The sequence below is a fragment of the Caballeronia sp. LjRoot34 genome, assembly GCF_964253815.1.
Taxonomy (GTDB): Bacteria; Pseudomonadota; Gammaproteobacteria; order Burkholderiales; family Burkholderiaceae; genus Caballeronia.
The window spans coordinates 1,594,441-1,618,390 of the sequence record NZ_CAXUSB020000003.1 but is presented as its reverse complement, the minus strand read 5'-3'; the positions used below and the strand labels follow the sequence as shown (position 1 = coordinate 1,618,390).

Sequence of the window (23,950 nt, the reverse complement as noted above, 5' to 3'; positions counted from 1 at the left end):
GGCGTCGCAGGATTAAGCCGCTGCGCCACAACCCGCTTCTCTGGATTTCGCAACAATGTCTGCGTGCCGCAGGCAGACAATTCGGCCCTCTTCGCCAACACAAGGTTCTGATGGATACGCTACAAAACATGCGCGTTTTTGCGCGCGTGGTCGAATCGGGCAGCTTCACGGCAGCCGCGCTCAGCATGAATTCAAGCACCGGCGCGATGTCACGCGCCGTCTCCGAACTTGAAGAACATCTGCGCACTCGCCTCATGACGCGCTCCACCCGCAAGCTCTCGCTCACGACAGCGGGCGAGCGTTATCTGAAACGATGCCTGCAGATCCTTGCGGACATAGACGGTGCTGAAGAAGAGGCGAGCTGCGCGCACGAACATCCGTCCGGGACGTTGCGCATGTTCAGCTTCGCGAGCATCGGACAGCATTACGTGCTGCCGGCGATTGCGCAGTATCGGCGGCAATATCCGGACGTCTCGGTCGACCTGACGCTGTCGCAACGCATGCCTGATTTATTCGAGGGGACCAGCGACGTGGCGATCATCTCGGCGGCGTCGCTGCCCGACTCCGAGATGGTTTCGCAGCCGCTCGGCGCCACCTTCAGCATCCTGTGCGCATCGCCTGAATATGTACGTTTGCAGGGTATGCCCGAGCGGCCTGCTGATCTCGCGCAGCATCAGTGCCTGACGCTGCATACGCCTGCATTTCCAGCCAATGAGTGGACACTCGACGGACCCGGCGGCGTTCAGACGATGAACATAAGCGGCCCGGTGCAAGTGAATATTGCAGAGTCGCTCGCGGTGGCGATTCGCGAAGGTCTTGGCATCGGCATGCTGCCGCTGTATGCCGCCGTCGAAGGCTTGCGCAACGGCTCGCTGGTCCGCATCCTGGACCAGCACATTCTGCAGAAGACGAATATCTATGCGCTTTACGCGTCGCGCCGCTTCGTCGATGCAAAGACGCGAACGTGGATTGATTTCCTGCGCACTTACCTGCCCGCCATGATCGCGCGCGATGAAGCGGTTCTCGCGCATGTCGCCAGCACCAGGTCAGTCAAGGCCGACGGAACTTTCCCACCCGATTTCATAACAATGCCTTCCGGGCAGATGTCTTAATCTTAACGGTGTGCTTACCTAGACTTAAGTCACCGGTTGCGAACAAGATTGCTCGCACCGGACCAAGACCTAAACGAGAGGTAAGTCATCATGAAGTCCCTGATTCAAGCCGTTATTGCCGTAGCCGTGCTTTCCGCACCTGTTGCATCGTTCGCTCAGTCGAACGCGCCGGTCACCCGTGCGCAAGTTCGCGCGGAACTGAACCAGCTTGCACAAGCCGGGTATCACGCGGGTGATGGCGATAACACGCGTTATCCCGAGGACATCCAGGCTGCGGAAGCACGCATTGCCGTTCAACACAGCGCGGCGACCGGCGCAGCAACCAGCTATGGCGGCAGCGCCAACGGCACATCGGCTTCGGGTCGCCCCGGCGTATCGGCCGCTGACTGGAACGCGATGTACACCCGTTAATCAATTCAGCCGCTGGTTTCCGACGAAAGCCCGAGCTGATCGGGCGGTTCCCGCGCCCCGAAGCGCGGGAACCGCCGTTGAATAAACCGCGGTCGTGATCGAACGCATCACGCCTCTGACTCAGCACTCGACACCTTGTTCCGGCCGGCCGCCTTCGCGTTGTATAAGGCCTCGTCCGCGGCTTTGATCACCGTCGTCAGATCGTCGTCCATTTGCGGTTCACGGCTCACCGCGCCAATACTGGCCGTCACGCATCCATACTCGCTGCCCGCGTGCTCGATATGGCATGCGCAAATAGCGGACCGGATCTTCTCCGCGATCAGCGAAGCGCCAAGCGCCGATGTATCGGGAAGCACGACAATAAACTCCTCTCCTCCATAGCGTGCAGCGCTGTCGGACGGACGCCGGATATTGTCGGCAATACAGCGCGCGACCGCCGCCAGGGTATCGTCGCCGGCCTGATGGCCGTAGGTGTCGTTGTAAGCCTTGAATCGATCGATATCGACGAACAGCAGCGACAGCACGCTCCGCGAGCGTTTCGCGCGACGCCATTCAAGTTCAAGTATCTCGCCAAGACTGCGGCGGTTGTTCAGTCCGGTCAGGCCGTCCGTTCTCGCGAGCAATTCCAGCGCCGACTCAGCCCGCATACGCCGCCGCAATTGCATCCCGAGCAAAATGGAGAGCGCAATGAACGCCGCGCCGAACACGGCCATCAGCGACCCGATCGTAAGAGCACGGCGCCGCCATGAAGCGTAGATATCCGTCTCGGACGCCGCCACCATGATGATGAGAGGCGCGTGCGGAAAGTTGGCAAACCAATACAGGCGGCGATCGCCATCGATTGACGACTTTTCGATGAAGCTCCCCTCCGGCGCCAATAAAAACTGCTTGAACGTAGCGGCGTCCTTGATGTTTCGCCCGATAACACTGGGATCGTACGGCTGCCGCATCAGCATGGAGCCGTCGCTTCCGATCAGCGAAATCGATCCGCGCGGACCCAGCGACAAGCCGGCGAACAAGTCGTGAAAATACGCGATATTCACCGCCAGAAGCACGATCCCCGCAAATGATCCGTCCGGGTTGGAAAGCCGTCTGCTCAGGCCGATGCTTGGCGTGCCGTTGCGCAAGCGAGACAGGTACGGATCGCTTACATAGAGACCCGCATGGGGATTGTCGCGTTGAACCGTGAAATACGGCCGGTCGCTGAAATTACCCGCTCTTGGCGTGTCGCTGCCGGAGTCGATGACAACGTTGCCGAGCGTATCGATCACCAGCATGGAACCAAGATATTTCGCGCTGGCTGCGCGGTCGAAGAGTACTTCGCGGCGCATGTGCGGCGACAGGGCCATCACGTCCGCTTGTTGAAGCCCATCGACCACGGCTTGCAGCGATAGTTCGTAAAGTTCGAGATTGCGTTCTATATCGCGCTGTGCGATGACGGCGATATCGCGCAACGTGTCGCGGGTATGCTCCAGCGCGTCCTGGCGACTCTGATACAGGACCACGCCGCACAGGCCCACCATGACAACTGCAATAAAAACGCCACACGAAGCGACAGCAACGGATGTCGACAGCCCACGCTTGATGCGGCTCACGATGCCGACGCAGCTGGATTGCTCTGCTTTTGTCATTATGGTTACGGTCTTTCCTACTTGATAGAGGACACGGTTCTCGTCCCTGGTCCCGCCGGATCAGCTTCGATGCATCCGCGGATCTCACGCTCAACTAATGTCAGACCGACATCCCGCCGCCAAACCTCCATGCGAAGAACATCACTATCCGCTTCATACCTCGCGTCACTCTATCAGTACTACCGCTAACTACCGGCTCGGCGGTTCATTTGCCATGCCGTCATGCACACGCCATTATTGGCGGGCGGGTTTCCAACGGAGAACGCGCCACCCCACCGCTGTTTCCCGCGTTACGAATCATATTCCATCAACCCCGTACCCGGTGTTTCCGCGGAAAACCAGGCTCATAAGGAGGCGTCGATGTTCCAACCGCTATATCAAGTCCATGAAGTGACGCAAGACACCAAAGAACTGGCAACGGCGCGCAAGATTGCGGCAATTGTCGCGGCGCTCACCTTTCCCACCATTGCACGTTCACAACTTGCTTACCACGCGCTGCCTGCTGATCTGGAAGCGAAGCTGGCTGGCTATGTCCAGGGATTTTGCCTGCCGATCTGCGCGGCGTGGCAAATTGAAGACTCCGGTGTTCCGCTCGCAGCCGCCAGCCTTGTCACCGCCTTGATTTTTCCCGATAACCCGGCATCGTTCACCCAATCGATCGACAGCGCGATCATGAGTTCGGAGGCTTTCAGCAAAGGCATGGAGGCAGGCCGCCGCGACGGCGAACTTTATCGTGCCACCGGACGTAAAGGCACCGGGCTATTGCAGATATTAGCGAGCGATTTCCGGGAGTTTTGCGACTATTCAAAAGTTGCCGCGGACGTGTCTGCGTAAGACTGCTTGACCCTTCGCGTTTATCGCGGATTGCATCGGCATCGGATTGGCGCCGGATTTGCAATCGGGGGGAAATCGAAGCGGAAAAACGCTTCGAGGGACGAGTGTTGTCCGCCGTTTCGACATTGGGCCGCTAATCGCCGGCCAACCGGTTTTGGGGTTCAACGCAGCGCGTTAGAAGATCCGGCGTTCACGGCGCACGGCGTGCGAAACACCATCCGCAAACGTGCAAGATTGGGCGCAAAAGCGCATGGCCCGCAACCGCTAACCCCGGAATCACGTGCAATCCGGCGTTGGTCACGGCGCGCTTATAATCTTGCGCGGCACCGGGCTGGGTGCAGCGTTCCGGCTACGCCACGGTTTGCTCCGAAGCAAACCCAGGGCGGACAGGTCAAGCCGCATTGTCAGGCACGTGGCTAGCCGGTTCAATCGCCTGTCCAGGACTGTCCCGAGATTAAACAAGATAAAACAGGCCGGCGCGGCATCGTTCGCGCCGGCAACCCCTCATCGACTGAAAGAGTGATCATGACCATTTCCATGTACAGCACGTCCGTCCCGGTTTTCAAGCAGATGCTGGCCGCCCTGTCCGACGTGCTCAAGAAAGCAGAAACACACGCCGCCGAAAAGAACATCGACCCGAACGCGCTGCTGCAAGCACGTTTGTTCCCGGACATGTTTCCGCTGGTGCGCCAGGTGCAGATCGCCGCTGACTTCACCAAAGGCGTGACCTCGCGCCTGGCCGGCGTGGAAGTGCCGTCGTGGCCCGATACCGAAGTCACGTTCGCCGATCTGCAAGCACTGGTGTCCAAGGCGCTGGCTTACATCGGCACGTTCAATGCCGAGCAATTCGAAGGTAGCGAAAACAAGGAAATCGTGCTGCGTCCGGGTACGCCGAAAGAGAAGAAGCTCGCTGGCAGCGCCTACCTGCAACACTACGGCCTGCCGCAATTCTTCTTCCACGTGACGACCGCATATGCAATCCTGCGCCACAACGGCGTGGATATCGGCAAGCGCGACTACATGGGCGCTTATTGATCGAGCTATTGATCGAGCGCATGGGCATCAGGCCGCAACGGGCTTTGACGCTGTCCGTTGCGGCCTGACTGACCGCCAATCGGCAATAGCCAATGGCGCTCGCGCAGACGCACGATCGTTCAGAGCTTGTCGATCTCCGGGGGCGTTTGTCCGAATAGTTGCGCGCATAACTCGCGGCCTGCTTCGCTCAAGGCGGCCGTGGACGTGTTCGCGGCGTTTTCACGGGCGGTATCCGGATCGGCCGAACCCAGCAACGCCGCGTCGGACAGCGCGGTCAAGTGACGTCTCAGGCTGCTCATCGGCACACCCGATTGCTTCGATAACTTCGCCAGCGACCACACCCGTCCGGGTGTCTCCTGCGCCGCCCGCCATAACTGCGCGAGAATCGCGATCAGCGCCGGGTCGATCTCATCGTCCATATTCTTAACCTCCGATTTTCTCGCGCGCCATGCCGGCGACCAGTTCACCCAGCGTCTTCACCGCCGCTTCCGTCTGCGCGTTCCAAGGGTAACTGTAGTTGAGCCGGATGAAATGACGGAAGGCATCGCGCGATGAAAACATGGTGCCCGGTCCGATCGTGATCCCGAGTGCGAGCGCGGCTTCGTAAAGCAGCATCGAGTCGATATTACCGGGTAACTGAACCCACAACACATAGCCGCCCATCGGCGTTGACATCTGCGTGCCGGCGGGAAAAAAGCGCGTGACCATTGCAATCATGAGCCGCGCCTGCTGCCGGTACACCTTGCGCACATGCCGCAGATGACGGTCATAACCGCCCTGCCGAAGGTAGTCAGCCACCGCAACCTGCGGCACCGAAGGGGTAGTCAGCGTGTTCAGGAACTTGAGCTTTTCCACCTCGCGGCGGTAGCGCCCGGGCATCGCCCAGCCGATCCGGTAAGACGCCGTCAGGCTCTTCGAAAACGACGCGCAATGCAGCACCAGGCCCTTTTTATCGAAGTTCTTAAGCGCGGACGGACGGGCTTCACCGTAGTACAGCTCCTGATACACATCGTTCTCGATCGCCGGTATTTCATGGGCGGCGAGCAGGCCGACAAGCCGCTCTTTGTTCGCATCCGACATCACGAAGCCCAGGGGATTCTGGAAGTTCGGCATGACCATGCACGCGGCGATCCGGTGTTCGCGGATGATGATCGCGAGTGCGTCGATGTCGATACCTTCGGCCGGATGCGTCGGCACTTCGATCGCCCGCATGCCGAGGCGCTCGATTGCGTGGAGCATCGCGTAATAAGTTGGCGATTCGACCGCGACGGTGTCGCCCGGTTTCGCCACGGCCTGCAAACTCAGGTTGATGGCCTCGGTGGCGCCGACGGTAATGACGATCTCGTCGGGGTCAACGGGCACGCCGTTCTCCGCGTAACGCCGCGCGATCTGGCGGATCAGTTCGGGGTTGCCGGGTGGCAGGTCGTCCATCAGGTTCCAGCTTGAATGCCGGCGCGCAATAGCGTTCGCCAACTGATTGATACGGCGCCAGGGAAACAGCGACGGGTCCGGATAAGGCGACCCCAGCGGCGTGGCGTCCTGCGAGCGGATAGAGCGAAGCGTGGACAAGACCAGGCGGCTGACATCGACTTTCGATGCAACCGGCGGTGGCTGCGAGGCGGCCTGGCTGACCGCTTGCGGCGCAGGCAGTTCGCGCACGAAGTAGCCCGACTGTGGCCGGGTTTCCAGGACACCCCGGCTTTCCAGCAGCGCGTAGGCATGCAAGACCGTCTTGATGCTGACGCCATGCTGGGCGCTTGCCTGACGCACCGACGGCACACGCTCGCCGACGGCGAACACGCCGCGTCGTACGGCTTCCTCGATCTCAGCCGCCAGTTTTTCGTAAAGCGTCACGGTAGGTGAATGAGCAAAAGGGGTTGGCCGAGCCCGGCAAACCCCAAACTGTACTCCTCGTTTATCTATTTTTCTGTATACCGCGTCATTTTCGGAACACAGTAGTCTCGGATCATTGGTGAAAACCCTCATGAATCCGCGGCAGGCATTGTGAAAAAACCCGAACCTCGCATTGAACCGTACACCCACCCCGCAGCCGGCTGGGGCGCGCTCAAGTACGTCGCCCTCAATCTCCTCAAGGAGAAGGTCTCGGGCGGCAATTACCGCACGTTGTTCGGCCAGAACCAGCCTGACGGCTTCGATTGCCCCGGCTGCGCGTGGCCCGATCGCGAACATGCGTCCACGTTCGAATTCTGCGAAAACGGCGTGAAAGCCGTGGCGGCCGAATCCACCAGCAAGCGTGTCACGCCCGCATTCTTCGAACAACATACCGTCGAACAGTTGATGGCGCAGTCGGATTACGAGCTTGAACAGCATGGCCGCCTGACCGATCCGCTTGTCTACGACGCAGAACGTGATCGCTACGTGCCCATTGCGTGGGACGACGCGTTCGCATTGATCGCGGACCACCTGAATCGCCTCGATAACCCCGATCGCGCCGCGTTCTATACCTCGGGCCGCGCGAGCAACGAAGCCGCGTTCCTTTACCAGTTGTTCGTGCGTATGTACGGCACCAATAACTTCCCCGACTGCTCGAACATGTGCCACGAAGCGACGAGCCGGGGTCTGCCGGGAACCGTGGGCGTGGGCAAGGGAACCGTGACGCTCGAGGATTTCGAACACGCGGATACCCTGTTGCTCTTCGGCCAGAATCCGGCGACGAACCATCCGCGCATGCTGGGAGAACTGCGCGAGTGCGCAAAACGCGGCGCCACGATCGTCTCGATCAACCCGCTGCGTGAACGCGGTCTCGAACGCTTCGCGAGTCCGCAGCATCCGGTCGAGATGCTCACGGGCGGCAGCACGAAAATCAGTTCGGTGTTTATCCGGCCGAAGATTGGCGGGGATTTCGCGTTGATCAAAGGCGTGGCGAAACGCGTGATCGAACTGGACGATGCAGCGCTCGCGCAAGGCTTGCCGCGCGTGCTCGATATTGCGTTCATCGCCGAGCATACGGTCGGTTTCGACGCCTTCGCCGAAGACCTGCGTGCTGAAAGCTGGGATGCGATCGTGGCGGAATCGGGCGTGCCGAAAGATGAAGTCCTGCAACTCGCCGATATCTACGCACGCGGGCGTGCCGTCATCTCGACGTGGGGCATGGGTCTTACGCAGCACAAGAATTCGGTGCCAACCGTGCAGCTTCTCTCGAACCTGATGTTGATGCGCGGGAACATCGGCCGGCTGGGTGCGGGACTGTGCCCGGTGCGCGGGCATTCGAATGTGCAGGGCGACCGCACGGTTGGAATCGAAGAGCAGCCGACGCAAGCGTTCCTCGACCGGCTCGGCGCCGCGTACGACTTCGAGCCGCCGCGCGAACATGGCTACGACGTCGTGCGTTCAATCGAAGCAATGCTCGCCGGCAAGCTGAAGGTGTTTATCGGGCTGGGTGGCAATTTTTCGATCGCGACGCCTGATACGCCGCGCGTATGGGAAGCCATGCGCTCATGCGATTTGACCGTGCATATCACGACCAAGCTGAACCGCAGCCACCTGATTCATGGCCGCGATGCGCTGATCCTGCCGACGCTCGGCCGCACGGAAATCGACATGCAGAACGGCGTGGCGCAAGGCGTGAGCGTGGAAGACTCCATGAGCATGGTGCACATTTCGTACGGCATGAACCGGCCGGCTTCGCCGAACCTGTTGTCGGAGATTGCGATCGTTGCACGCATGGCGCTGGCCACGCTCGGCAGCGCCAAGGTTGACTGGCTCGCGCACGCGAACGACTATGCGCTGATTCGCGACGGCATCGAGAAAGTGATCCCTGGCTTTGAGAATTACAACCAGCGGCTCAAGCATCCGGGAGGATTTCATCTGGGTGTGGCATCGCGCGAGCGCGTATGGAATACGCCGAGCGGCAAGGCACAATTCCTGGTGCACAGCATTGAATTCGATACCCCGATTCATCGGGCGCGGACGGTTCACGGTGAGCGGTTGATGACGCTCATGACCACCCGTTCACACGATCAGTACAACACGACAATCTATGGTCTCGATGACCGTTATCGTGGTGTGTACGGCCAGCGGCGCGTGTTGTTCGCCAATCAGTTGGACATTGAAATGTTGGGGTTCGAAGCGGGTCAACGGGTGGATATCACGAGCGTATGGGACGACGGTGTCGAGCGGCGCGCGGATAGTTTCCTGCTGGTCGCTTATGATATTCCGCGCGGTTGCCTCGGCGCGTATTACCCGGAAACGAATCCGCTCGTGCCGCTGTCGAGTGTTGCCGATGGCGCGGGGACGCCTACGTCGAAGTCCATTCCGGTGTTGTTGTGCGCTTCTTCCGAGAAGCAACTCGAAGCGGCTTGATGCCGGAGCGCGTTGCCCTTTCGCGGGTACCGCGCGCACCTTGATCATGTCGTAAAGGGCTTGCGTCGGATACGCGCCTTTTTGCACGGCGAGCCGCGGCACCCCCGCCGCGGCAATACGCTCGGCCACCAGCCCGACCGCCGTCGAACTCCACTTCACTTCTACAACGACTGCAAGCCAAGCCCATTCGCACCTCGGCGACGGCAACAAACGCCCTGAACGCCGAGGATGTCGATTTTCATAAGAAAATGAACCCGTTAGAATAATAAATTCCTTTTACGCAGGACATCTGCGGTGCGCAAACTAGCGGCCCATACTCTTTCCCGCAGAGAAAACCACCCTATCTACGCAAGACGAATCCCCTGTTGCAAACGCTACGCACCTCTCCGACAGCGTGCGACGACGGACAGGACATCGGCTTGCAAACCTTACACGACCACTAATGGTTTTATAACCGGCAACGCATGTTCACCCGCGTTAGAACCTGCGACCGGTTGCACTCATGCTGTACCTTAGTCAAATCGAGTCGAAGCTTGAACATTGACGCCCGCGGTGTCCGGCTACTGAATGAAGCCCGTCGAAACCGTGCGGCACTGTCATCTATCTATCGAGGAATTACACAGTGAGCTGGTCTGCCAAGCAATATGTAACCTTTGAAAACGAGCGTAATCGTCCCATACGCGATCTGCTCGCTGCCGTTCCGGACATCGATGCGCGCACTGTCGTGGACATAGGATGTGGTCCCGGCAATTCGACCGAAGCGCTCATAGCGCGCTTTCCCAACGCTACGGCAAGCGGATTCGACAGCTCACCGGACATGATCGAAGCAGCCGCCAAGCGGCTGCCGCAAGTTCACTTCGAGATCGCCGATATCAAGGCATGGAATGCCCCCGGTCCGTTCGATGTGATCCTCGCGAACGCAGTGCTGCAGTGGTTGCCCGATCACGCCAGCTTGTTTCCCGCGCTCGTCGCGAAGCTTTCACCTGGCGGCAGTCTCGCGGTTCAGATGCCGGACAATCTCGAGGAGCCGGCACATCGGCTGATGCGTGAGATTGCGGCCGACGGCCCCTGGGCCGGCAAGCTCTTGGAGGTTGCAAAGGCCCGGACGCCGATGGCCAGTCCGGCGTGGTATTTCGAACTGCTTCGTTCTTGCGGTGCGAAACCGGATGTCTGGCGGACTACTTACCATCATGCCCTAGCGGGTGGCGCGGAGGCGGTCGTCGAGTGGTTCAAGGGAAGCGGCCTGCGGCCGTTTCTGGAACCGCTTGCTGAAGATGAACGGCTGGCGTTTCTGGAGCGTTACAAGACGGCGGTTGGGCTGGCTTATCCCGCGTTAGCGGACGGGACGGTGCTGCTGCCGTTCCCCCGATTGTTCGTGATCGCCGCCCGCTAGGCCTGGCACTGGAATTGACCGTTGTTCGCATCGGCGAACCCGGTAAATCGCTCATGGACACACGCCTCGAAACCCTCGCGCGAGCCATTTCGAAAAGCGTATATACTGTTTATACCTTTACTCAACTGGAGATTTCATGCCCGGACCCGCTACGAAGGCCCCTAGCAAGAAGGCTTTTCATTTTCCCAAGACTACGGAAACGGCTGCTGCCGAACCGGCAGCAAGCAAACGCAAGTCAACCGCCAAAGCAGCGGTCGAGGTAGCAAAAGAACCCCAGGGTAAGGCCGCGCAAGCGCCTGCTAAAACGAAAGTTAAAGCGGCGCCTGTCGAGTCCGCTGCATCCGAAGAAAAAGTCAAACGGCCGAAAAAAGAGAAGGTCGTGCGTGACAGCTTTACGATGCCCAAGTCCGATTACGACAAAATCGGCCTGTTGAAGCAAAAATGCCTCGCCAACGGCGTGCACGTCAAAAAAGGCGAGCTCTTGCGGGCGGGTTTGCTCATACTTGAGCGCGCTAACATCGAGCAACTCACTGCGGCTGTTGCCGCTGTCGAGACAGTCAAAACAGGAAGGCCAGGCAAGTCCTGAGCGTACCAGGCGTCCTGAGGCGGCCACTCTGTTTCCGGCCACCTCAGGACGCATCGAAAAACAGGCCGTGGGCATGAGACCATTAAGCGTAGCCTCCGCAAGCTTTGCGGAGTTCGATGACCTCAATGCCATCCTCGCGGCCGGCAGCGCACGCTTTGAATCGCGCACAGTGGGCGAAGTACGCGCCGGCGCACACTCCTTCCCAATCCTTACTGCCGCGATCGGATCGAATGATCCCGAAGCGCCCGCCATTGGCTTTTTTGGCGGCGTACACGGCCTGGAGCGCATCGGTACGCAGTTGATCCTCGACTACATGCGCGCGCTGCTGCGGCGTCTCGAGTGGGACGAACTGCTGCACGAACAGTTACGCTCGGTGCGGCTCGTCTTCATGCCGATCGTGAATCCGGGGGGCATGTGGGCACAAACCCGCTCGAATCCGAACGGTGTCGACCTGATGCGCAATGCCCCTCAAAGCGCCGAAGGGCGGGTCCCCTTCCTTGCGGGCGGCCAGCGTATTGGTTCGTGGTTGCCGTGGTATCGCGGTCCGGTCCAGGGGTCTCTGGAACTCGAGAGCGCCGCGTTGCTCGACGTCGTGAAGCAGGAGCTCATGAGCCGCCCGCTCAGCCTTGCGCTCGACTGTCATTCAGGTTACGGCTGGGACGACAGCATCTGGTTCCCTTACGCGCGAACGAAGCAGCAAATGCCCCATCTCCCCGAGATGTATCAGCTCAAGACCATGTTCGAACAGGCCTATCCGCATCACGGCTACGCGTTCGAACCGCAAAGCCACCAATACCTGCTTCACGGCGATTTGTGGGACTGTGCCTACGACCAGACGCCCGCGCCCAACGTATTCCTACCGATGACCCTGGAACTGGGTTCATGGCGCTGGATCCGGAAAAACCCCAGCCAGATCTTCTCGCGCCTCGGCATGTTCAATCCGGTCAAGGCGCATCGGGTCGAACGGGTCTTGCGCCGTCACGCCAACTTCCTGGACTTCCTGACCCGCGCGGCGTTTGCATCGAATAGATGGCTCCCCAAGGGCGACGCGAGAAAACAGATTCTTGAGCGCGCCATTGAACACTGGCAGCGAAAATCCTCACGATGAGCACATGGATCTTGTTGCGCGGACTCACGCGCGAGGGTCGTCACTGGGGATCGTTTCCCGAGCAACTGCGTGTTGAAGCGGATTTCAACGGCGATGCACACAGCATCACGCTGCTTGACCTGCCCGGGAACGGCCTCGAGAACGCGCTGAGCGCTCCACTCGATGTGGCCGACATGGTGAAGTTCGTCCGCTCGCGTGCGGCCGATGCCGGGCTGTTGCCGCCGTATCGGCTGGTTGCCATGTCGCTCGGCGGCATGGTCGCGACCGGCTGGGCGCAGCGCCATCCGGAAGAGATCGAGCGGCTGGTGCTCATCAATACCAGCATGCGGCCGTTTAGCACCATGACCGAGCGCCTTCGACCCGAGGTCTGGCCCGCGCTCATGCGCGTCGCTGCTTCATGGGCGCGTCCCATGACGTGCGAAATGATCATCCACGACCTGACGTGCAACCGGGTGGATACCCAGTCCGCCGATATCGCCGCATGGGCCGCGATCAGGCAGAGCGCCGGAGTGAGCGCGGCGAACGGTCTGCGCCAGTTGTGGGCCGCGGCGCGCTTTCGTGCCGGCAATCATGCGCCAGCTTGCCCTACGCTGCTGCTTTCATCGAAGGCGGACCGGTTGGTCAATCCGGTCTGCTCCACGCGGATAGCGGCCCGTTGGGGAACAGCTCACGCCGTGCATACGTGGGCTGGACATGACCTGCCCCACGACGATCCGCTCTGGACCAGCAAGGCGATCGCCGACTGGCTGCGCAACTTGGAAAGTCTGGCGGATAAACCGCCGGTTGTGTCCGGGGAACGCGCCGATCCGTCAGAACCACCGGCTGCTCTCGCACGGAATCACGATTGCTCACGCTTTCGCTTTGCTATGGCGCTGTATCGCGCCTGCGAGATTCAGGTCATCAGGCATTCCATGCGTGGAAAGGCGCGGCCCATCACCGATAAAATCGTGAAACGCAGCACGCGGGATTCGCTACAGTGTTCGCCTGCGCATGGCGCTGGGGAGAATGTCCTTGCCGCGCTCATTCGACGCGTCGCTCATATCGACGCTTCATACAGGGGACAGATTTGAATTTGAATCAACAATCCATCAAAATCACCGTGGTTGGCGGTGGTGCTATCGGCGGTATCGTTGCAGCTCGTCTGGCGCGTGCCGGCGTCGCAGTGAACCTCCTGGCGCGCGGGCCGCATCTTGACGCCATACAAAGCAATGGCCTGACTGTCATGGAAGGCGACGACCGTTATGTGGTCGATGTCAACGCGACCGATCAACCCGGCTCGCTCGGGCCGCAGGACCTGCTGTTCATCTGCCTGAAAGGACCCGCGCTGATACAAGCCGCCAGTTCATTGGCGCCGCTCGTGAACGCGGGTACACATATTGTTTCAGCAATGAACGGCGTGCCCTGGTGGTTCCTGAACTCATTCGGTGGCCATCTTGAAGGGCAGCGGCTCGAATCGGTCGATCCGGCAGGTGTGGTGTCCACGGCCCTGCCGCCGTCGCAGGTCTCGGGCTGTGTCGTGCATCTTTCCTCTTCAATAGCCGGTCCCGGCGTGATTAAAAAGGGCAATGGCAACCAGCTTATTGTCGGACCCGCCGCTGCGGGCGTCACCGATCAGGCCGCCCGTGCTATGGAATTGCTCCGTCTCGCTCAATTCGACGTAACGGCGTCGACCCAGATTCGCAGCGATATCTGGGCCAAGTTGTGGGGCAACATGACCATGAACCCCATCAGCGCGATCACGCGCTCGACCGCCGACGTGATTCTCGACGACCCGTTGACGGCGCAGCTTGTCGTGTCGATCATGGAAGAGGCGCGGCGGATCGGCGAAGAGATCGGTATTGAACTGAACATGACAACACAGGCGCGTAATGCGCAAACACGCAAGCTCGGTGCGTTCAAGACGTCGATGCTGCAGGACGTGGAAGCGGGCCGTCAGTTGGAGGTCGAAGCGATCCTGGGTGCGCCTCATGAGCTGGCGGCGAAGGCTGGAATCCCGGTGCCGTTTCTTAGCGTGCTGTATGGGCTTGCCGGTCAGTTGAATGCCAGTCTGGTTAGTAAGGCCAACGCACCGACGCGCTAGGCATCTGCATCTGCTCGCGTCATATTAAAGTTCTCTCTGGTAAGCGCCAGAGCGTAAGGCGAATGCAGCGGCTATGTTCATGTCGCTACCTCGTCAAGAATGCCGGGGCATAACCGCAGGATCTCGCGATGCAACGCTTCCCAGGGAAGCTGGATAGTGTTGGTCGTCGCCACGTTGCAGGGCGGGACGTTTTTTATCGTATCAATGCGTTTGGCAGGCGCTCGCGATAACCAGCGAGCGCCCATGTTCTTGTCAGAAAATCTTGCCCGGATTCATGATGCCGTGAGGATCGAATACCTTTCGAATCTCGCGCATGAGCCGGATTTCCAGCGGGTCTTTATAGCGGCTGAAATACTCGCGCTTGAGTTGTCCGATGCCATGTTCCGCGCTGATGCTGCCGCCATAACGTGCCACTTCGTCCAGCACTTCTGCCGTCAATCCGTCGCCATGAAGCTTGAAGAAATCGCGCGGCGCGCCTACCGGACGCGAGAGATTGTAATGAAGATTGCCATCGCCGAAATGACCGAACACGATCAGGCGCACGCCGGCGTGATGCTTGTCGATGCGCTCGCCCGCCGAGGCAAGAAACGCGGGAATGGAAGCAATCGGCAGCGAGACGTCATGCTTCACATGCGGACCATCGGCGCGCTGCGCTTCGGAGATTTCCTCGCGAAGCCGCCACATGCTGTTCACCTGCGAAATTGATTCGGATACCGCAGCATCAATACATAACTCGCGTTCGAGCGCCTCGCCAATGACCGTTTCCACAAGCTCGCGCAACGCGGCTTCATCGACGGTATCGGCGAGTTCGATCAGCACGTAAGCCGGATGACGCTCGGCGAACGGCGCGCGCATGCCATCGACTTGTTCAAGCACCATGTCCAGGCATTCGGCGGTGAAGAATTCGAACGCCTGCATGCGCGGGCCGCCACGTTCGAACAAAAGTTCGAAAAGATCCAGCGCCTGCTGCGACGAATTCACGGCCGCCAGCACAACCACGCGCACGTCGTTGCGCGGATAGAGCCGCAATGCCGCGGCGGTAATGACGCCGAGCGTCCCTTCCGCGCCGATCAGCAACTGCTTCAGGTCATAACCGGTGTTGTCCTTGCGCAGCGTGCGCAGGCCGTGAAAGATCTCGCCGTTCGGCAGGACCGCTTCGAGTCCGAGCACCAGTTCCCGCGTCATGCCATAGCGCACGACATTGACGCCGCCCGCGTTCGTCGACAAATTGCCGCCCAACTGGCACGAGTCCTCGGCGGCGAGACTGAGCGGCAGCAGGCGGTGTTCGTCGGCTGCGACTCGCCGCAGGTTGCCGAGAATACAGCCGGCTTCCGCGACCATCGTGTTGCCGATCGTATCGATACTGCGAACAGCATGCATCCGGTCCAGGCTCAGGATCACGTTCACAGGACTGGCATCGGGCGTGGCGCCACCGCACAGGCCCGTGTTGCCACCGCGCGGTACGACCGGGACGCGAGCGTCCGAGCAGAGCGCGAGGGCCGCGGCAACCTCTTCCGTGCTCGACGGGCGCACGACCGCTTGTGCGTGGCCGGTGTACATGCCGCGCCAGTCCGACAGCCACGGTGCGATGTCGTCGGCGGCCGTGATAACGGCGTCGGGTCCGAGCTTGTCGATCAGACGTTGGGGGAAAGAGGAGTCGGTCATTTATTCGTTCGTCAGTGGACTTGGGGTGGCGGCGCTGTTGAGTGCGTCACGTCCGCGGATCGTGAGGTTCAGGCGAGCGGCCGCGTTCTGCAAATGCGAGGTCGCCGCGATGCGCGCGGCCACAGGATCACCGGCGCGGATCGCGTCGAATACGCGCACGTGTTCGCGATGCACTTCATCGGGCAGACGCTGACGCGCGAGCGAATGCGTACGAGCCGTCTGCACCGCCTGGCGGATCTGCAAGTTGAGGTACTGGAGCAGATCGACGTAGTAGCGGTTGTGGGTGGCATCGGCAATCGCGACGTGGAACGCAATGTCCAGCTCCACCGCGTGGTCCGGGGTGTAGAGGTTGTCGGCGAGCGATTTGAGAATGGCCGCCAGCGCGTCAATGTCGGCGTCAGTCCGCCGCACGGCAGCCAGCGCCGCTGCTGCGCCTTCCAGATCGAGCCGCAGCTCATAGACGTCAGCGAGGTCCGCCCGGTCCGCGCCGACCGCGTGAGGGACGCGGAAACCGCCCGTTTCCGTGCGCGCCTTCACCGTACAACCCGCGCCCTGCCGGCTGTCGATCAGCCCATTCGAGCGCAAGCGCTCCGTCACTTCGCGGATGACGGACTGGCTGACGCCGAAGCGCACCGCCAGATCCTTGCCGGACGGGAGCTTGGTGCCTACCGGGTAAATCCCATCGCGAATGTCGCCAGTCATTTGCTGGGCGACTTGCTGAGTCAGGGTTAGGGCTTTTGTCACGGGGCTCCGGGCTTCAGCCGTTTGTTTCAGGTTATCCGGTTTGCATGTTATATGAAAACTTTTGGCGAGTGAATGGGAAAGATCCTGACGTCGCCGAGGTAAGCCGGCTTCCGTTCGCACCCTGCCGCCAGACCGATATTAATTCGGCCTCAGGTACTCTCCCTCGCGACCACCTGAAACTCCACTCGCCGTTTCTCCGAAAGCCCTTCCAACCCGTTCTTGCGAGCAGCCGCCCCAGCCAATAACATCTCGCCCGCGATGCGCCCGATCGCGTAGGGATCGACCGCCACCGTCGAAATACTCGGATAGCAATATCGCGACACTTCGAAGTCTCCGAACCCGGCCACCGCCATCTGAATGGGAACCGAAATCCCGCGCCGGTGGCATTCCATCAGCGCGCCGAACGCCGACATATCGCTCACGCACATCACAGCGTCAGTATCCGGCCATGCATCCAGCAACCGCGAGAACGCCTCGCCGCCGTGGCTCATGGTCACGGGGGAAGCGCCATGCGCGATCACCCTCGCCTCACCGAGCCCGAACAATCGCAAGCCCTGCCGATACCCCGCTTGCCGGTCCAGGCCGCGACGGTCAAGCCCGGTCGCACCGCCGATAAACCCGATCCGACGATACCCCCGCCCATGAAGATGCCGCATCATTTCGCAAGCGGCATCGACATTGGAAAACCCCACCGCCTGCTGGATCGGCGTGCGCGGCACATCCCATGTTTCGACGACCGGAACCTTCGAACGCTTGAGCATCGCGCGGGTGGCAACGGTGTGAAACGATCCGGTCAACATCACGCCTTCCGGCCGGTGCGCGAGCATCACGCGCAGCAGTTGTTCTTCCTGCTTCGGGTCGTAGTCGGTGTCACCAAGAAGAAGTTGCAGGCCATGCGCGGTCACTGTCGCGTTCAGGCTGTGGACAGTGTCCGCGAAGTTCGAACTCGACATGGACGGCACCAGCGCCACGATAAACGGCGAACGCCCGGACGACAGCGTTCCCGCCGATGCATCGGGCACATAGCCCAGTTTCTTGATCACCGCGAGCACGCGCTCGCGCATGGCTACGGATACATCGCGGTCGGCCAGCACGCGCGACACCGTCATCTTCGACACACCGGCCTCGCGCGCGACATCCGCCATCGTCGGCATGAACTCTGACATTGACTCGCCTGGTCTCGTTGAATAACGCCCGATATCATACCGCGCGAGCCGGCACGGATTAAGCCGCGGGGCCGCCTGGATGCGCTAACTGCCCTTGCCCACGGCGTCGTTAAGCAAGGTTAGGTCGCGCTCGCGCGTCTCCGTCGAAAGGAACGTACCGACAAGCGTCAATACGCACAGCACCGCCATATACACGCCCATCACCCAGAACGCGCCGCCCGACAAACCAATCAGATAGACACCGAGCAACGGTGCAATGCCGCCTGATAAAACCGCGCCCAGTTCGCGGGCCAGCGCGACGCCCGAATAGCGATAGCGGTTGCCGAAGAGCTCGGTAAAGTGGGCGCACTGCGCACCCAGCATGCTGTTGGCGCCAAACGCCAGACCACCCACCATCGAAACAGTGACCCAGACCGGATTGCCCGTGCTGATCATCCACCATGAAGGCACCGACCAGATCAGCAGGAAGATCGCGCCGCCACGATAAACCCTCAGGCGTCCGATCCGGTCTGATAGCGCACCGAACAGCGGCGTGGTGACAATACTGACGATGCTCGCAATCAACGCCCCCGTCGTACCGATCGCAGCGAGTTCGCCTCGCGGCACGCCAATCTTCGTTGCGACAAAACCGCCGAGGAACGCAATCACGATCGTGTTGTAGATCGTCGAACCGCCCTGCTCCGCAAAACGCATCAGCGTCGCCGCAAGCAAGGGACGGCGCGCCGTGGCTATCACGGTTTTCATCGGCGAGCGGATCACTTCGCGCGATGCTTCCAGCTTCGCGAACACCGGACTTTCACGCAGGCGCAGGCGAATCCAGATTGCAACGCCGATCAATACGACGCTTCCGAGAAACGGCACGCGCCATCCCCATGAAAGCATGGCTTCGTCGCCGAGCAGCTTTTGCATGGCGCTGAACGTGAACGTTGCAAGCGCCAGCCCGGCGAACACGCCGACGAACGGCAACGCCGCGAAGAAACCGCGCCGCTTGACAGGCGAAACTTCAGCCATCAGCGTCGAGGCGCCGGCCTGTTCCGCCCCCGCGCCGAAACCTTGCGCAAGCCGCAACAGCACCAGCAATACCGCACCCCATGAACCGGCAGGCAAACAGCCGATCAGCGTAGTCGATGCACCCATGATGGCAATAGTCGCAAGCAGCACGAACTTGCGCCCTTTCCGGTCACCGATCGAACCAAAGAACAGGCCGCCGAACGGGCGCGCGAGGAAACCCGCGCCATAGGTCGCGAAGCTCGCCATCAAACCGGCGGTCGCGCCCAGCGATGGAAAAAAGATATGGCCGAACACAAGCGCGGACGCGAGGCCGTAAATCGCAAAGTCATAGTATTCAAGTGCACTTCCCACGGCACCCGTAAGCGTTGCCCGTTGCAACTGCCGGGCTGAAACGGGTGTGGACGCGATATCGGCATGCTCGTTGCCCGATGGCCTTGGATCGCCTGCGAGGGTTGACGGCTGAGAATTCAATTCTGTCTCCTGATTATTGGCTTACGCCTCTTTATGCATCTACGTTCTAAAGCCGCGCGGGTTCCGAACCGCCGCGCAGCAGATAAAAATTCGTAGTGTTCGCGCGGGCCTCGCGTTGGTTCGCGTTGGTTCGCGTTGGCCATGCCGCGTTTGTCATGACGTCGGCGGTACCCGCTCTGTCGTGTCTCTTTTATTCTGGACATCCCGGTATGCTTTTGATACTGTTACCGGTAACAAATGAAAACCAATTTAGCATGAGGAAACAACGTGCGCAAGCCGGATTTACGGGTGGTCGACCGGTATTCAGAAGATGACATGCGTCAATTGGAACGACATGACATCCGCCTGTTTTGTCAGGTTCACCCCAGCCGAACCAAGCAAGCATCGGCGGGAAAATCTTCGGGTCCATTCGCGCATGCGGCATGCTGCTCAACATCGCTCGCTGCAGCGTCAGCGACGAACCTGCGCTCTTGCAACATCTGTGCGACCATCGCTTCGGCGGCGCGGCACGCAATGTATTCTGGAATGAACCATCGATTGATCCGTGCTTCGCCGAACGCGATAACGTCATGCTGCAACCGCACAGATCCAGCGCGACAGTAGAAACCCGTACGGCAATGGCCAGCCTCGTTCGAGACAATCTACAAGCGCTCTTCAACGGCGAACCGCTGCTCACCGAATACACGCAATACACTCGATACACTCAATACACCCGCTAAGCCGCCCAGCCGCCCCCCTACAAAACAAACCTGAGACATTCACGCTTATGAACCCGTCCAACCCCACCCATACAAACGACACAAACGACACCGCCACACCGCGTCTGCGCAGCCGCCGCTGGTTCGACGATCCCGCCGACCCCGGCATGACCGCGCTCTATCTCGAGCGCTACATGAACTACGGGATCACGCGCGAAGAGCTGCAGTCGGGCAAGCCGATCATCGGCATCGCGCAGACGGGTTCGGATCTCGCCCCCTGCAACCGTCATCACATCGAGCTTGCGAGCCGCGTACGCGACGGCATCCGCGACGCAGGCGGCATTCCGCTCGAATTCCCTGTGCATCCGATCCAGGAAACAGGCAAGCGCCCCACCGCCGCGCTCGATCGCAACCTCGCTTATCTCGGTCTCGTTGAAATCCTGCACGGGTATCCGATCGACGGCGTGGTCCTCACCACCGGCTGCGACAAGACCACGCCCGCGTGCCTGATGGCCGCCGCTACGGTCAACATTCCCGCCATTGTGCTGTCGGGCGGACCGATGCTAGACGGCTGGTATCACGGCAAGCTTGCCGGCTCCGGGACGGTGATCTGGGACGCTCGCAAGCGCTTGTCCGCAGGCGAGATCGACTACCCCGGTTTCATGGACATGGTGGCTTCTTCCGCGCCCTCGGTCGGGCATTGCAACACGATGGGCACGGCGCTCTCCATGAACTCGCTTGCTGAAGCGCTCGGCATGTCGCTGCCCGGTTGCGCGGCGATTCCCGGGCCGCATCGTGAGCGTGGATGGATGGCGTATGCAACTGGTAAGCGTATCGTCGGCATGGTGGCGGAGAATCTGCGTCCGTCGGACGTCATGACCAAGGGCGCATTCGAGAACGCCGTGGTCGCGGCGGCCGCGCTCGGCGCTTCATCGAATTGTCCGATTCACATGATCGCCATCGCGCGTCACATGGGTGTCGATCACACGCTGGAAGACTGGCAGCGGCTCGGTCCCGAGGTGCCATTATTGGTGGACTGCCAGCCCGCCGGACGTTTCCTCGGCGAAGCGTTTCATCGGGCCGGCGGCGTGCCGGCCGTGATGAAGGAACTGCTGGATGCGGGCAGGCTCAACGGCGCCGTGCGCACGGTGACGGGGCGCACGCTGGCCGAAGATCTCGCCGCTGTGCCCGCGCCCGATCGCGAGGTGATTCGTGCGTACGCGAACCCGCTGAAGGAGTCAGCCGGCTACGTCGTGCTGTCAGGCAACCTCTTCGACAGCGCCGTCATGAAGGTCAGCGTGATCGACGAGGCGTTCCGCAAGCGCTTCCTCGCCGACCCGGATCATCCCGACGTCTTCGAGGGTAAAGTGGTCGTGTTCGAAGGCCCTGAGGATTATCACGCGCGCATTGAAGACCCGGAAACCGGCGTCGATGAACGTTCGATTCTGGTGATCCGTAACTGCGGTCCAGTCGGCTTTCCAGGTGGCGCGGAAGTGGTCAACATGCAGCCGCCGGCGGCTCTGCTCAAACGCGGTATCGACACCCTGCCTACGCTCGGCGACGGCCGTCAGAGCGGTACGTCGGCGAGTCCGTCCATTCTCAATGTATCGCCGGAAGCGGCCGTTGGCGGCGGCCTTGCGTTGCTGGTTTCGGGCGACAGGATTCGCATCGACCTGAAGACGCGCAAGGTCGACCTGATGATCCCCGAGGCTGAACTTGCCGAACGCCGCGCGGCCTGGAAGCCGCCCGTGCTGAAGAACATGACGCCGTGGGAAGAAATCTACCGGAGCATGGTCGGGCAGCAAGGTAGCGGCGCTTGCCTCGAACCGGCCACGCTGTACCTGAACATCGTCGAGACGCGCGGCGAATCGCGCCACAACCACTAAGGCGCACCGACGCCTGGCCATCATCCTTCTGGAAACTTTCTGGAGACAGACAACATGCCTCACGCTTACCTCCCCTCCGACCTTGACGACGCGCTGCTGATCGGCCGCGTCTGGCGGCCCGCGCCCATAGACGGGCCGTCGGTGATCGTCGTGCGGCGCGGCGAAGTATTCGATATCACATCAACGGTCGCCACCACCGCCGATCTTTTCGATCGCGACGATGCGTTAGAAATCGCACGCCACGCTTCAGGCGAATCGCTAGGGTCCGTCAACGCGCTGATAAGCGCGTCGCTCGATTCATCCACCCATGCAATGCATTTGCTCGCACCGTGCGACGTGCAAGCGGTCAAGGCGTGCGGCGTGACTTTCGCGGTGAGCCTGCTCGAACGCGTGATCGAGGAACACGCGGGCGGCGATGCCAGCAAGGCGCAGGAAACCCGCTCGATGATCAACGAGTTGATCGGTGCGGATTTATCGAAGATAAAACCCGGCTCTGAAGCGGCGGAAAAACTGAAGGCCGAACTCGAGCGGCGCGGAGCGTGGTCGCAATACATGGAAGTCGGAATTGGTCCGGACGCCGAAGTATTTTCCAAATCGCAACCCATGTCCTCGGTTGGATTCGGTGCGGACGTGGGTTTGTATCCGACTTCAAAGTGGAACAATCCCGAGCCGGAAATCGTGCTGGCTGTCAACAGCGCGGGCACAATCGTGGGTGCGACGCTCGGCAACGACGTGAACCTGCGCGACATTGAAGGCCGCTCCGCTTTGCTGCTCGGCAAGGCTAAGGACAACAACGGTTCCTGTTCGATCGGTCCGTTCGTGCGTCTGTTTGACGGCGCGTTTACGCTCGATACCGTGCGCGAGGCGAGCGTGTCGCTGCGCATTGAAGGCGCGGACGATGGTTTTGTGCTGGACGGCATCAGCCACATGCGCGAGATCAGCCGCGATCCGGCCGATCTGGTTGCGCAGACGCATGGCGCGCATCACCAGTATCCGGACGGCTTCATGTTGTTTCTCGGCACGATGTTCTCGCCGATCAAGGACCGCGACACGCCCGGTGGCGGCTTCACGCATCATCTGGGCGACGTGGTGACGATCTCTACGCCATCGCTGGGCGCGATCGTGAACACCGTGCGTTTATCGACGGAAATTACGCCCTGGACGTTCGGGGTACGTGCGCTTTATAGCAACCTGGCGGCGCGCGGTGTGCTTGGAAACACGCGCACTTCCTGACGCTGAATCAACGATTGGATCGATACGGCGCATTCGTCCGGCGGGGCCGGGCGCCGCTCGACCACGTCCTTGCCCGGAAACGCTGCAAGGACGCATCCGTCATTCTTACTGATTGACGAGATCTTTGAACGCTTTACCGGCCGTGAACTTGACCGTCTTTGCAGCAGCGATCTGGATGGTGTCGCCCGTCTTCGGATTACGGCCCGTGCGCGCGGCGCGTGCGCCGGTGCTGAAGGTGCCGAAACCGACGAACTGAACGCTGTCGCCGCTGACAACGGCTTGCGTGACAGTAGAGATAAATGCATCGATAGCTTCCGCGGCTGCGGCTTTGCTCGTGCCGGTGGCGGACGCCACGGCGTCAACGAGTTCTTGCTTGTTCATTTCTGTTTTCTCAAAGATGGGTACAACGCACTGCCCATGCGAGTTGCATGGCGGAAGCGTCACCTTACCGGACGCGCACGCTAGAGGCAAATCCGTTTTCTTGCGAATTTGTTGCAGGTTTGTCCCTGGTTTGGTTCTGGTCCGGTCCTCATGGCCTCTACGATTTGGCTCGACGGGCCGCA

The 23,950-nt window shown here is 60.6% G+C and carries 21 protein-coding genes; 13 read left to right on the top strand and 8 right to left on the bottom strand.

Annotation, left to right across the window (positions count from 1 at the left end):
- Positions 1-110: 110 nt before the first annotated feature.
- Together ACSQ36_RS38140 and ACSQ36_RS38135 are read left to right on the top strand one after the other, a co-directional pair.
- Positions 111-1,112 (top strand): LysR family transcriptional regulator, encoded by a 1,002-nt coding sequence (locus ACSQ36_RS38140; protein WP_436186109.1) that lies wholly within the window; start codon positions 111-113, stop codon positions 1,110-1,112.
- Positions 1,113-1,202: 90 nt separating this feature from the next.
- Complete coding sequence (locus ACSQ36_RS38135) at positions 1,203-1,523, top strand: DUF4148 domain-containing protein (RefSeq protein ID WP_213766016.1); 321 nt, start codon at positions 1,203-1,205, stop codon at positions 1,521-1,523.
- 107 nt (positions 1,524-1,630) lie between these two features.
- Here ACSQ36_RS38135 and ACSQ36_RS38130 read toward each other — a convergent pair whose 3' ends face one another.
- On the bottom strand, positions 1,631-3,154 hold the full coding sequence (locus tag ACSQ36_RS38130; RefSeq protein WP_213766015.1) for a sensor domain-containing diguanylate cyclase: 1,524 nt from the start codon (positions 3,152-3,154) through the stop codon (positions 1,631-1,633).
- 390 nt (positions 3,155-3,544) lie between these two features.
- Between ACSQ36_RS38130 and ACSQ36_RS38125 the strand changes: the two genes are divergently transcribed.
- The gene (locus tag ACSQ36_RS38125; RefSeq protein WP_436186108.1) at positions 3,545-3,988 is read left to right on the top strand and encodes a hypothetical protein; all 444 of its coding nucleotides are present in this window, start codon (positions 3,545-3,547) and stop codon (positions 3,986-3,988) included.
- Positions 3,989-4,513: 525 nt separating this feature from the next.
- Complete coding sequence (locus ACSQ36_RS38120; RefSeq protein WP_436186107.1) at positions 4,514-5,023, top strand: DUF1993 domain-containing protein; 510 nt, start codon at positions 4,514-4,516, stop codon at positions 5,021-5,023.
- 119 nt (positions 5,024-5,142) lie between these two features.
- Here ACSQ36_RS38120 and ACSQ36_RS38115 read toward each other — a convergent pair whose 3' ends face one another.
- Together ACSQ36_RS38115 and ACSQ36_RS38110 are read right to left on the bottom strand one after the other, a co-directional pair.
- Positions 5,143-5,442 (bottom strand): ArsR family transcriptional regulator, encoded by a 300-nt coding sequence (locus ACSQ36_RS38115; RefSeq protein WP_436186106.1) that lies wholly within the window; start codon positions 5,440-5,442, stop codon positions 5,143-5,145.
- Positions 5,443-5,446: 4 nt separating this feature from the next.
- Positions 5,447-6,877 carry a PLP-dependent aminotransferase family protein gene (locus ACSQ36_RS38110; RefSeq protein WP_436186105.1) on the bottom strand — a complete coding sequence of 477 codons (1,431 nt, stop codon included), beginning with the start codon at positions 6,875-6,877 and terminating at the stop codon, positions 5,447-5,449.
- Positions 6,878-7,027: 150 nt separating this feature from the next.
- Between ACSQ36_RS38110 and ACSQ36_RS38105 the strand changes: the two genes are divergently transcribed.
- The 6 genes from ACSQ36_RS38105 to ACSQ36_RS38080 all read left to right on the top strand — a co-directional run bounded on the left by ACSQ36_RS38105 (position 7,028) and on the right by ACSQ36_RS38080 (position 14,513).
- Positions 7,028-9,346 (top strand): FdhF/YdeP family oxidoreductase, encoded by a 2,319-nt coding sequence (locus ACSQ36_RS38105; protein WP_436186104.1) that lies wholly within the window; start codon positions 7,028-7,030, stop codon positions 9,344-9,346.
- A 622-nt stretch (positions 9,347-9,968) separates the two neighbouring features.
- On the top strand, positions 9,969-10,739 hold the full coding sequence (gene tam, locus ACSQ36_RS38100) for a trans-aconitate 2-methyltransferase (protein WP_436186103.1): 771 nt from the start codon (positions 9,969-9,971) through the stop codon (positions 10,737-10,739).
- Positions 10,740-10,875: 136 nt separating this feature from the next.
- Positions 10,876-11,325 carry a hypothetical protein gene (locus ACSQ36_RS38095; protein ID WP_436186102.1) on the top strand — a complete coding sequence of 150 codons (450 nt, stop codon included), beginning with the start codon at positions 10,876-10,878 and terminating at the stop codon, positions 11,323-11,325.
- A gap of 73 nt (positions 11,326-11,398) precedes the next feature.
- The gene (locus ACSQ36_RS38090) at positions 11,399-12,433 is read left to right on the top strand and encodes a M14 family zinc carboxypeptidase (protein ID WP_436186101.1); all 1,035 of its coding nucleotides are present in this window, start codon (positions 11,399-11,401) and stop codon (positions 12,431-12,433) included.
- Entirely contained in the window at positions 12,430-13,503 is a 1,074-nt protein-coding gene (locus ACSQ36_RS38085; protein ID WP_436186100.1) for an alpha/beta fold hydrolase, read from the top strand. Before ACSQ36_RS38090 ends, ACSQ36_RS38085 begins: the two co-directional genes overlap by 4 nt.
- Positions 13,504-13,505: 2 nt before the next feature.
- Positions 13,506-14,513 (top strand): ketopantoate reductase family protein, encoded by a 1,008-nt coding sequence (locus tag ACSQ36_RS38080; RefSeq protein WP_436186472.1) that lies wholly within the window; start codon positions 13,506-13,508, stop codon positions 14,511-14,513.
- Positions 14,514-14,765: 252 nt separating this feature from the next.
- On the opposite strand, the gene ACSQ36_RS38075 is transcribed toward ACSQ36_RS38080, so the two are convergent.
- From ACSQ36_RS38075 to ACSQ36_RS38060, 4 genes are all read right to left on the bottom strand, one after another.
- The gene (locus ACSQ36_RS38075; protein ID WP_436186099.1) at positions 14,766-16,178 is read right to left on the bottom strand and encodes an FAD-binding oxidoreductase; all 1,413 of its coding nucleotides are present in this window, start codon (positions 16,176-16,178) and stop codon (positions 14,766-14,768) included.
- On the bottom strand, positions 16,179-16,922 hold the full coding sequence (locus ACSQ36_RS38070; RefSeq protein ID WP_346730554.1) for a FadR/GntR family transcriptional regulator: 744 nt from the start codon (positions 16,920-16,922) through the stop codon (positions 16,179-16,181).
- Between the two features lie 149 nt (positions 16,923-17,071).
- Positions 17,072-18,067, bottom strand: coding sequence for a LacI family DNA-binding transcriptional regulator (locus ACSQ36_RS38065; RefSeq protein ID WP_213766036.1), 996 nt, complete (start codon positions 18,065-18,067; stop codon positions 17,072-17,074).
- A gap of 105 nt (positions 18,068-18,172) precedes the next feature.
- The gene (locus tag ACSQ36_RS38060) at positions 18,173-19,570 is read right to left on the bottom strand and encodes an MFS transporter (protein WP_436186098.1); all 1,398 of its coding nucleotides are present in this window, start codon (positions 19,568-19,570) and stop codon (positions 18,173-18,175) included.
- A 350-nt stretch (positions 19,571-19,920) separates the two neighbouring features.
- Between ACSQ36_RS38060 and ACSQ36_RS38055 the strand changes: the two genes are divergently transcribed.
- The 3 genes from ACSQ36_RS38055 to ACSQ36_RS38045 are packed head-to-tail and all read left to right on the top strand — an operon-like array spanning position 19,921 to position 23,387.
- On the top strand, positions 19,921-20,289 hold the full coding sequence (locus ACSQ36_RS38055) for an NAD(P)-dependent oxidoreductase (protein ID WP_436186097.1): 369 nt from the start codon (positions 19,921-19,923) through the stop codon (positions 20,287-20,289).
- A 47-nt stretch (positions 20,290-20,336) separates the two neighbouring features.
- Positions 20,337-22,154 carry an IlvD/Edd family dehydratase gene (locus tag ACSQ36_RS38050; RefSeq protein WP_213766004.1) on the top strand — a complete coding sequence of 606 codons (1,818 nt, stop codon included), beginning with the start codon at positions 20,337-20,339 and terminating at the stop codon, positions 22,152-22,154.
- Positions 22,155-22,208: 54 nt separating this feature from the next.
- Positions 22,209-23,387: a fumarylacetoacetate hydrolase family protein gene (locus tag ACSQ36_RS38045; RefSeq protein ID WP_436186096.1), complete on the top strand. Its 1,179-nt coding sequence runs from the start codon at positions 22,209-22,211 to the stop codon at positions 23,385-23,387.
- Between the two features lie 105 nt (positions 23,388-23,492).
- On the opposite strand, the gene ACSQ36_RS38040 is transcribed toward ACSQ36_RS38045, so the two are convergent.
- Positions 23,493-23,831 (bottom strand): HU family DNA-binding protein, encoded by a 339-nt coding sequence (locus ACSQ36_RS38040; protein WP_301952118.1) that lies wholly within the window; start codon positions 23,829-23,831, stop codon positions 23,493-23,495.
- Between the last annotated feature and the right edge of the window lie 119 nt (positions 23,832-23,950).